Origin of the sequence: Sphingobacterium sp. HJSM2_6, assembly GCF_049316305.1 — a bacterium.
In the GTDB taxonomy this organism is placed as follows: Bacteria; Bacteroidota; Bacteroidia; order Sphingobacteriales; family Sphingobacteriaceae; genus Sphingobacterium.
This window is the reverse complement of the sequence record NZ_JBMOXB010000014.1, coordinates 134,018-142,324: the sequence shown is the minus strand read 5'-3', so window position 1 is coordinate 142,324 and position 8,307 is coordinate 134,018. Positions and strand designations below refer to the sequence as shown.

Annotated in this window: 8 protein-coding genes and 1 tRNA gene; 4 read left to right on the top strand and 5 right to left on the bottom strand. The window is 35.1% G+C overall.

What is annotated here, in order from left to right; translation table 11 throughout:
- Positions 1 to 2: 2 nt before the first annotated feature.
- Both ACFRAE_RS13265 and ACFRAE_RS13260 read right to left on the bottom strand, forming a co-directional pair.
- Positions 3 to 75: transfer RNA gene (locus tag ACFRAE_RS13265), tRNA-Gly, on the bottom strand.
- Positions 76 to 213: 138 nt separating this feature from the next.
- Positions 214 to 1,518 carry an ammonium transporter gene (locus tag ACFRAE_RS13260; protein ID WP_422797646.1) on the bottom strand — a complete coding sequence of 435 codons (1,305 nt, stop codon included), beginning with the start codon at positions 1,516 to 1,518 and terminating at the stop codon, positions 214 to 216.
- A 457-nt stretch (positions 1,519 to 1,975) separates the two neighbouring features.
- On the opposite strand from ACFRAE_RS13260, the gene ACFRAE_RS13255 reads away from it, so the two are divergent.
- On the top strand, positions 1,976 to 3,013 hold the full coding sequence (locus tag ACFRAE_RS13255) for an outer membrane beta-barrel protein (RefSeq protein ID WP_422797645.1): 1,038 nt from the start codon (positions 1,976 to 1,978) through the stop codon (positions 3,011 to 3,013).
- A 67-nt stretch (positions 3,014 to 3,080) separates the two neighbouring features.
- Here the strand turns inward: ACFRAE_RS13255 and ACFRAE_RS13250 are convergent, their stop codons facing one another.
- The 3 genes from ACFRAE_RS13250 to ACFRAE_RS13240 form a co-directional block, all read right to left on the bottom strand.
- Positions 3,081 to 3,497 (bottom strand): tail fiber domain-containing protein, encoded by a 417-nt coding sequence (locus ACFRAE_RS13250; RefSeq protein WP_422797644.1) that lies wholly within the window; start codon positions 3,495 to 3,497, stop codon positions 3,081 to 3,083.
- Positions 3,498 to 3,609: 112 nt separating this feature from the next.
- Positions 3,610 to 3,906: a hypothetical protein gene (locus ACFRAE_RS13245; protein ID WP_422797643.1), complete on the bottom strand. Its 297-nt coding sequence runs from the start codon at positions 3,904 to 3,906 to the stop codon at positions 3,610 to 3,612.
- A gap of 146 nt (positions 3,907 to 4,052) precedes the next feature.
- Positions 4,053 to 4,532 carry a regulatory protein RecX gene (locus ACFRAE_RS13240; RefSeq protein ID WP_422797642.1) on the bottom strand — a complete coding sequence of 160 codons (480 nt, stop codon included), beginning with the start codon at positions 4,530 to 4,532 and terminating at the stop codon, positions 4,053 to 4,055.
- A gap of 66 nt (positions 4,533 to 4,598) precedes the next feature.
- Between ACFRAE_RS13240 and ACFRAE_RS13235 the strand changes: the two genes are divergently transcribed.
- Genes ACFRAE_RS13235 through ACFRAE_RS13225 form a run of 3 tightly spaced genes read left to right on the top strand, consistent with a single transcriptional unit; the run spans position 4,599 to position 8,243 of the window.
- Positions 4,599 to 7,037 carry a bifunctional UDP-N-acetylmuramoyl-tripeptide:D-alanyl-D-alanine ligase/alanine racemase gene (locus tag ACFRAE_RS13235; protein WP_422797641.1) on the top strand — a complete coding sequence of 813 codons (2,439 nt, stop codon included), beginning with the start codon at positions 4,599 to 4,601 and terminating at the stop codon, positions 7,035 to 7,037.
- Positions 7,037 to 7,642 (top strand): DUF502 domain-containing protein, encoded by a 606-nt coding sequence (locus tag ACFRAE_RS13230; protein WP_422797640.1) that lies wholly within the window; start codon positions 7,037 to 7,039, stop codon positions 7,640 to 7,642. The genes ACFRAE_RS13235 and ACFRAE_RS13230 overlap by 1 nt, the downstream gene beginning before the upstream one ends.
- Position 7,643: 1 nt before the next feature.
- A complete protein-coding gene (locus ACFRAE_RS13225; protein WP_422797639.1) occupies positions 7,644 to 8,243 on the top strand; it encodes a hypothetical protein in 600 nt (199 codons plus the stop codon).
- Positions 8,244 to 8,307: the final 64 nt, after the last annotated feature.

Genomic DNA, 8,307 nt, shown 5'->3' with positions numbered 1-8,307 from the left:
TGAGCGAAAGACGAGATTCGAACTCGCGACCCCAACCTTGGCAAGGTTGTGCTCTACCAACTGAGCTACTTTCGCTTGGAAGTGGTGCAAATATAGATATTTTGTGAAATGTTGCAAAATATATTTTAAAATAATTAGGCAATTATTTTGTAAAAACCTGTCTTAACTTGGTAATCAAGGGAATAAAGTTAAGACAGGTTAAGCTTTTATTAATTATAATTCTTCATCATGTTGAGAAGCGTCTAAACCTAGGTCTTCTTCTTCAACACTTACTCGTAAAGGAGCAAGCAAATCTGTAACCTTTAATAATAACAAGGAACCTAAGAAAGCGAATGCTGAAGCGCCTACTAATGCAATTAGATGCGCTGTGAATAATCCAGTTTCTCCAAAAAACAAGCCATTGACAGTAACAACGCCATTAATGTTGCTGTGTGCAAATACACTGGTAAGAACCATTCCGACCATACCACCTACACCATGACAAGGAAAAACATCTAGAGTATCATCAATTCCTTTTTTAGTTCTCCAAATCACGACTAGGTTACTAATAACTGCGGTAACTACACCAATGATTAAAGAGTGGGGAATGGAAACAAAACCTGCAGCAGGAGTGATGGCGACTAATCCAACAACTGCACCGATACATGCACCCATTGCGGAAGGTTTTTTACCTTTCAAGATATCGAAGAAAATCCAAGCTATTGCAGCAGCAGCAGAAGCTGTGGTTGTTGTTGCGAATGCGGAGGCTGCCAATGTGCCTGCGGAACCAGCCGAGCCGGCGTTAAAGCCAAACCATCCAAACCACAGTAATCCTGTTCCTAGAATTACATAGCTAATACGTGCTGGGGTGTGTTCTTGAACCTTTCTTTTTCCGAGGTATAATGCTGATGCAAGTGCGGCCCATCCGGCAGACATATGTACGACTGTTCCTCCGGCAAAGTCTAGAACGCCCATTTTAGCTAATATACCCTCTGGGTGCCAGGTAGCGTGAGCAAGCGGTGCGTAAATCAGGATGACAAATAAGGTGATGAATATGAGGTAAGAATTAAATTTTATACGTTCCGCAAAAGCTCCAGTAATCAGTGCAGGGGTGATGACTGCAAATTTTAATTGAAACATAGCAAATAATGCGATAGGTACCGTAGGCATGCCAGGCCAAACAGCGTTACCTATCATTCCATTCATCATAAAGAATGTTGATGGATTTCCGATGATACCTCCGATGTCATCTCCAAAAGCGAGGCTGAACCCAAAAATAACCCAAATGATTGTAATGAGGCCCATACAGACAAAGCTTTGAAGCATGGTGGAGATCACATTTTTCTTCCTTACCATTCCACCGTAGAAAAATGCCAATCCTGGTGTCATTAGTAGAACTAATGCTGCGGACATTAATAACCAAGCGGTATCGCCAGTGTCAATACTGTTCTCAGGATTGTTAATTACTTCCGATGAAGGGATGACCAAGGCAAGGATGGCTGCTAATGCGAGTAAACTAAATGGTAGTATTCTTTTCATTTTAATTTGGTTTAGTTTGAAATCCTGTTTTTTTCTAAAAATTAAGTTGTTTTTTTAAAAATTTTCTATTGGTTTTTGATTTTCATTGTAAATATTGGAATAATAAAATGAATTATGCAACATAAATTTAAAATAATTAGCAAAATTGTTAGAAATTTTAAAAAATAGACTTGTAAATTAAATAAAATGGTCAAAATAAGTTTAATTTAAAATATTTCTTGTAAAAAAATATAATATAACTTGTTTTTAAATAAAAATATATCATTATTTGTCTTGTAAAATTCAGAATAATGATTCATTTCTGATTTTTTATTGGTGATTTTCTATATTTTATTAATATTGATACTATATTTTTAAAATTTAAACAGTTTTTATTGTTGTTTTTACGATTTGATTTCATTTTTTTGAGTATTTAACCTATTTAACAGATTAATAAATACTAAAAACTTAAAAAATTATGAAAAAAATCATCTTTGCCTTGTCAGCTTGTCTATATTCTTTATCAACTATTGCTCAAGAGAGTAGTGCTTTGGAAATTTCAGGATATGCAGATGCCTACTATAAGTATGATTTTGCAGAGCAACCTAATATAGGTACCTATTTTGCAAATGATCATAATTCCATATCCTTAGGGATGATTGGACTTGGATTAAAGAAAGCTGCTGGAAAAGCAACTTTTGTTGGAGAACTGGCATTTGGTCCTCGCGGTCAATATTTAAGTATACCAAATGGAGATGGCAATAGCAGCAATGCCGGTAATTCCTTTCATATCCAAAATTTATATGCTTCATATAACTTTACCGAGGCATTCAGTATGACGGCAGGATATATGGGAACATTTATTGGGTACGAAGTGATTTCGCCAGCCGCAAATTTTCATTATTCTACATCCTATTTATTTGGAGCAGGGCCATTTCAAAATGCAGGTATAAAAGCTACCTATGCATTTTCCGATAAAGTTTCCTTAATGGCGGGATTATTCAATGATTGGAACGTATATCAAGATTTTAATGGGGTATCTCATTTTGGAGCGCAGTTATCCTTAGCTCCGGTAGAAGGGTTGACAGCTTATGTGAATTTTTTAACCGGTTCTTCAGACGGAGGAGCAGATAATTACAGTTCAGGAACCTTGATTGATCTAGTTGCAAGTTATAACTTTTCTGAAAAAGTAAGCTTGGGATTAAATGCGGCAGATTATACGTTTCAAAGTGAAGGAGGGTATTCCGGGGTGGCATTATACCCTAGGTATGCTATCACAGAGCATGTAGGTGTTGGACTTCGTGCAGAGTACTTTAAAAATAAAGATGTTGAAGATGTTGAAAACTCCGAATTTACTTCATTTACCTTATCAGCAAAATTATCCCATAATGGGTTCTCTTTGATTCCTGAGGTTCGTTTAGATAAAGATAGTAATGCCGGATTTTTGAAAAAGGATGGATTGATTGGTACGAAGAATGCTAGTCAGGCGTCTCTAGCTTTTGTTTATTCTTTCTAAATACCATATAGTAGAATAATAGTTTAATGTAAAGGGAAATTGGAGGAAACTCCAATTTCCCATTTTTTTACTTGGACTTGATTTTTTTCAATTCTTCTTTAAGCAATTCAATTTCCTCTTGCTGTTCTTTAATTGCGGCAACCAACAGTGGAATTAATTCTTCCTGATCTACCTCCGAATATTTCAATACTTTGCTGCTATTCTTTCCTGCAGTTTGCACTTTAGATGAAGTTTTTACGAGTTCAGGGAATGTATTTTTAACATCCTTAGCTAAAAATCCATATTGATTTCCAGCCGGTAAATTTAATCCCTTGTATTTTTCATTGTTATAGTCATAGCTAACAGGCTCAAGGCTTTTTAATTTTTCAGTAGAATTACTAATTTTTTGAACATTTAATTTTAATTCTTCTTCTTTAATTTCTTGAGCGATAGAAGTTAATGTAAATAGCATAAACGCTGAAAGGAATAAAACACTTTTTTTCATTTTCTTATTTTTATAAAATTTATTACAGTATGGTTTAGAGATTAATGAAAATCTCTAAGATTAAATAGTTATTAAATGCTGGTACCAAAAAGTCGAAAAGACTTTAAGGTGATTAGGAAAAGTTAGGAGGGGGGCAGTGTAAACTCCGTGCTATCGGTATGGAGTTTTTATCGTTGTAAAGCAAATGAGGTTCTTGATAAAGATTTTGAGAGAATTTGGGATCTTGGTTAATGATGGCAAGAATTTCTTCTAGACCTCTTTTGTTTTCTTGATCCTCTTGTTCATTAGTAGATTGCTCTAAACATTCCATCTCTACTTCATTTACACTTAGTTGAACATACATATACATGCTGCTTAGCAGGAATATCCCGAAGAGCATGATGATATATGTATTTATTCTTTTTTTCATTCCAGTATTCAAAAAAGCAGTGTATGTCAGACCTTATTTTGATGTTTCAAAAATACAGTATTTTAGTCGAAAAATAAAATATTTTTTTAGTATTTATTGCTGAATATCAATCGGTTATGCTGTTAATCTATTTTTGTAGTTTAAGCTTAATTTTCTTTAAAAATTTTAAAAATTAACTCATTTTCATAGCCTTTTGATTGTAAAAAACTTAATAATTTGTTTTTTTCAATTGCAGAAATTGATTTCAATGGTTTTTTTATTTTTTTTGCTATAATTTCATGAATCATTTTGCTGTAATCCTCCTCATCTATCTGTGATACGGCTATGTTTATCAGGGGTTTTGATACCTTTTTTTGTTTTAGGTGGTATATTATTTTGATTTTACCCCATCCTTTTATCCTAAATTTTCCTAACACGTAAGCTTTAGCAAATCTTTCTTCATTTAAATAGTTTTCTTCAATCAAATAGGAAATGATATTTTCGACATCAGCCTCATGTAAACCCCAAAAATAGAGCTTATCACGGACTTCTTGTTGTGCTCGTTCTTGATAAGCGCAGAATGCTTCCGCCTTTCGTTTTGCTTCGTTCGGTGTAAAGCGCTTTAATTTTCTAGATTCTTCTTCCATGATACAAATGTTCAAAAAATGATGAACTTTTAAAAAAAATGATGAACTTCGTTTCATAATTAATACATGATGTATACTATTGATTTCATTTTAAAATTATTCGCTGGTGATCCCTTTAAAATATTTGATAAAGACCATTTAATTAGTGAATTAGTATACGATTCTAGAAAAGTATTAAGCCCAGCAAAGGGATTGTTCTTTGCCTTACAAGGTGTTCGTGATGGGCATGACTTTTTGAAAGATGCCTATGATCAAGGGATTAGGTCTTTTATTGTGTCCAAAGTCGTTCCTGTATTCCAGCAATGGGATGATGTCAATGTAATACGTGTAGAAGATGTTTTGCAAGCTATGCAGCATCTTGTCCAGCATCATCGGGAGCGATTTAACTATCCCATCATCGGAATCACAGGAAGTAATGGAAAGTCCATTGTCAAAGAATGGCTATTTCAATTGCTTTCACCCGATCAACACGTTTATCAAAGCCCTAAAAGTTATAATTCTCAACTTGGAGTAGCCTTATCCCTTTGGAATCTTTCGGACCACTACGATATTGCTTTGATAGAGGCCGGTATTAGTCAGCCAGGGGAAATGCAAAACTTGGAGAAAATGATACAGCCAGCTATAGGTGTATTTACCAATATAGGTATGGCGCATGCCTTGAATTTCGAGAGCAAAGAACAAAAGCTAAATGAAAAGCTGAAATTATTTCAACATGCCCAAACGCTGATTGCAGGTTCTACCTATATCCAACAACAACAACTAAATCAGGAAGTAAAGCTTATTACTTGGGGTTCCCAAAATACCGATCATGTACAATTAATATCCGAAGAACGTATAGGCCAATCTACACAGCTTAACCTGCGCGTTTCAGAGGAGCTGTACAGCTTTTTAATTCCTTTTAGTGATAAAGCTGCAAAAGAAAATGTGTTAAGTTGCATTGCAGTGCTTTTTCAGCTGGGGTATTCCATGCCAATCATTATAGAGCGGATACAACATTTAAGACCTTTAGAAATGCGTATGCAACTCAAAAAGGGAATAAAAGGTTGTTCCTTAATTGATGATTCCTATTCCAATGATATTGCCTCCTTAGGCATTGCCTTGGATTTTTTGAAGCAGCAAAATCAGCATCCTAAACAAACGATTATTTTATCTGAATTAGAAGGATTAAAAGAAAGTGAAAAGATGCAAAGCAAATTGAAGGATTTGTTATCCGCGCAAGCTATTGCTAGGCTTATTTGGGTGGGTAGTAACTTCAGTTGGCTAAACGAATTACCGATAGCCGATCTTCAAGTATACAAAGATACCTATACCTTAGTTCAAGCGCTTCATCAGATTCCTTTTGCAAATGAAAGTATACTGATAAAAGGAGCTCGAAAATATGAATTTGAAAAGCTAGTTCAGCAATTGAGCCTGCGTTCCCACGGTACCGTTTTAGAAATCAATCTGAATGCACTTTCCAATAACCTCAATACCTATCGGTCTTTAATCCCTCCCGATGTGAAGGTAATGGCAATGGTCAAAGCATTTTCATATGGTAGTGGCAGTTTTGAAGTGGCTAATTTACTGCAGTTTCACCAGGTTGATTACCTTACTGTGGCATTTGTAGATGAGGGAGTGGAGCTAAGGTCTGCCGGAATTAAATTGCCCATTATGGTCTTAAGTCCAGATCCTGATACCTTTGATTCCCTATTGAAGCATCAGTTAGAACCCGAGGTCTACAGTATGGAATTTTTGCTTGAATTTATTAGCTTTTTAAAACTTCATGCTGTAAAAAACTATCCTATCCATTTAAAATTAGATACAGGGATGCATAGATTGGGCTTTTTTCCTGAAGAGATTCCTGAGGTCATTGAACATCTTAGCCAGCAGGAAGAAATTCATGTGCAATCGTTTTTTACGCATTTGGTAGCTTCAGGTGATGCCAAACACGATGAATTTACGCAGTCCCAGTTAAGTATATTCAACGAAGCAGCAGAGGTTTTAGCGCATGGTTTAGGCTATTCGTTCATTAAACATGCTGCAAATACTTCGGGAATAGTTAAATGGCCTCAATCTCATTTAGATATGGTACGATTAGGAATTGGCTTGTATGGCATCGATATGGATAAAAAATTGGCTAATTTAGAGCAAGTAAGTTCTTTAAAAACCACGGTTTCACAAATAAAAAAGTTATCCAAAGGAGAAACGGTAGGATACAATAGATCCGGCGTCTTACTTCGGGATAGCCTAATAGCCACGGTGAAAATAGGTTATGCGGATGGATATAATCGTAAATTTGGACATGCTGTTGGACAAATGATGATTCAAAATCAATTGGTTCCAACTGTAGGCGTAATTTGTATGGATATGTGCATGTTAGATATTACCGGGATGGATGTACAAGTGGGGGATGAGGTCTTGGTATTTCCAGATATATATGTAGCAGCAAAAGCCATTGATACCATTCCTTACGAGTTGTTAGTTAATATTTCAAGTAGAGTTAAACGAGTTTATTTTTACGAATAATGATTAGAAAGATTTTTCAGCAATTATTTTATTATATAATTAAAGGAACCTTAGTAGTGGCACCAGTTGCTGGGGCAATATTTGTGATCGTTTGGTTAGTCGCTACGTTAGATGGGGCATTGAATATTACGGGACATTTCTTAGAAGACGATACTGGCCATCCATTATATATCCCGGGCATTGGAATTCTATCCGTTATTTTGTTATTGGCTTTGGTAGGATTTATCTTCACCACATTTGTGACAGCACCAATACGGATTTGGTTAAATAAAAGTATCAATAGAATACCATTATTTAATACACTATACTCGTCCATTAAGGATTTTACCGAAGCTTTTGTAGGTGATGCTAAGAAGTTTAATGAACCGGTATTGGTAGATGTAAATGATATGGGACTTAAGAAGATTGGGTTCTTAACCCAAAAAGATTTATCTGCCATCGGTTTAATGGATGAAGTGGTAGTGTATTTTCCTTATTCTTATTCTGTAGCGGGTCAAGTAGTAGTGGTCCATACCAGCAAAGTACAGAAATTAAATATGTCAGGTACCGATGCTATGAAGCTGGTAGTCTCTGGAGGTGTAAGTGGTTTAGAAGGAAGTAAATAAGATGTTATCCTTTAGGAGTAAGAATAATAAAGCTATTGAAGCCTTAACAACTAATTTGTTGCAATCTCATTCAGCGCGTGTCTTTCGAGAATCCCAATGGGATTCCGATTTATTTGCTGCAATTCGTGCTACTGAAAATACTGATTTTTTAAATCAATACCTTGCATTTCAAGATCAGTTAGTCAATTTGGTCGATGATATGCCCTGGACCATCGAACAGGAAATTTCTGCCTTACAAGCCTATTTTAATCTTTGGAATCTAACGAATCAATCTATTTCACTCAAACTCGAGGCTAGTAAAGTCATTTTTTCAACAGCTATAAAACCATTAATCTTGTTTCCATTATTGAAAAATTCCATACAATTGGGATATCATGGTATGGAATTGTATCCCATAAAAGTTAATATTAAAGCATCAGAATCTTTTCTTCAGGTGGATATCAGCAATCGCGTGAACCATTATATCGAAAACCAGGCTGGGAATAAAACCTTAAATCTATTTGAAGATCGTTTAAAACACCACTATAGCGATCAATACCATCTAATCTATAATAGCAATAGCAATATTTTTAAGGTCCATTTAGCTATTACACGATCTTAATCCTATAAAATAGTAAAGGAGCCTATTGGTTGAATAGACTCCTAAACAATAAATTAAACTGTAT

Excerpts from the sequence above, each read along its gene's own strand:
- ACFRAE_RS13235 (WP_422797641.1), top strand. The coding sequence starts at position 4,599 with ATGATGTATACTATTGATTTCATTTTAAAATTATTCGCTGGTGATCCC.
- ACFRAE_RS13230 (WP_422797640.1), top strand. The coding sequence starts at position 7,037 with ATGATTAGAAAGATTTTTCAGCAATTATTTTATTATATAATTAAAGGA.
- ACFRAE_RS13255 (WP_422797645.1), top strand. The coding sequence starts at position 1,976 with ATGAAAAAAATCATCTTTGCCTTGTCAGCTTGTCTATATTCTTTATCA.
- ACFRAE_RS13260 (WP_422797646.1), bottom strand. The coding sequence starts at position 1,518 with ATGAAAAGAATACTACCATTTAGTTTACTCGCATTAGCAGCCATCCTT.
- ACFRAE_RS13250 (WP_422797644.1), bottom strand. The coding sequence starts at position 3,497 with ATGAAAAAAAGTGTTTTATTCCTTTCAGCGTTTATGCTATTTACATTA.
- ACFRAE_RS13245 (WP_422797643.1), bottom strand. The coding sequence starts at position 3,906 with ATGAAAAAAAGAATAAATACATATATCATCATGCTCTTCGGGATATTC.
- ACFRAE_RS13240 (WP_422797642.1), bottom strand. The coding sequence starts at position 4,532 with ATGGAAGAAGAATCTAGAAAATTAAAGCGCTTTACACCGAACGAAGCA.
- ACFRAE_RS13225 (WP_422797639.1), top strand. The coding sequence starts at position 7,644 with ATGTTATCCTTTAGGAGTAAGAATAATAAAGCTATTGAAGCCTTAACA.